Origin of the sequence: Falsihalocynthiibacter sp. CO-5D18, assembly GCF_041205445.1 — a bacterium.
In the GTDB taxonomy this organism is placed as follows: Bacteria; Pseudomonadota; Alphaproteobacteria; order Rhodobacterales; family Rhodobacteraceae; genus Falsihalocynthiibacter; species Falsihalocynthiibacter arcticus.
In genome coordinates this window covers 1-607 of record NZ_JBGFCF010000078.1, presented here as the reverse complement: position 1 = coordinate 607, position 607 = coordinate 1, and the positions used below count along the sequence as shown (strand labels likewise).

General features: G+C 48.1%; 1 protein-coding gene. It reads right to left on the bottom strand.

Annotated features, from left to right (window positions below; genetic code table 11):
* On the bottom strand, window positions 1-591 hold a 591-nt coding region (locus tag AB9F27_RS21980), incomplete at its 3' end, for an ABC transporter ATP-binding protein (RefSeq protein WP_369758214.1).
* Window positions 592-607 lie beyond the last annotated feature (16 nt).

Sequence of the window (607 nt, the reverse complement as noted above, 5' to 3'; positions counted from 1 at the left end):
CGCCTCCACTTGGTCGTGGGTCACGTAAACCATCGTGGATTCGAGCCTTTTGTGCAGGGCAGCAATTTCTTGACGCATCGAGGTGCGGAACTCTGCATCAAGGTTAGACAAAGGCTCATCAAACAGAAAAACTTCTGGTTTTCGGACAATGGCGCGCGCGAGCGCCACCCTCTGTCGCTGGCCACCGGAAAGAGCGCCGGGCTTCTTATGTAGTTGGTCTCGCAGGTTAACGATATCCACAACCTCATCAATCTGACGTTCGATCTCTTCTTTGTCCATTTTGCGGATTTTCATGCCAAAGGCTATATTGTCGCGCACAGTCATATGTGGATAAAGCGCATAGTTCTGAAACACCATTGAAACGTTTCTGTTCTTGGGCTCGATAGAATTTACCACCCTGTTACCGATTGAAAGTGTTCCTGACTCAGTGTCTTCGAACCCAGCAATAAGACGTAGGATGGTCGATTTACCGCAGCCCGAAGGGCCAACTAATACAATAAATTCCCTGTCCGCGATCGCAAGGTCTAGGTCACGGACAACACGGAAATCTCCGTACGAAATATTAATTTTTTCGAATGTGATAGATGACATCGAGTGTTCCTTCGTA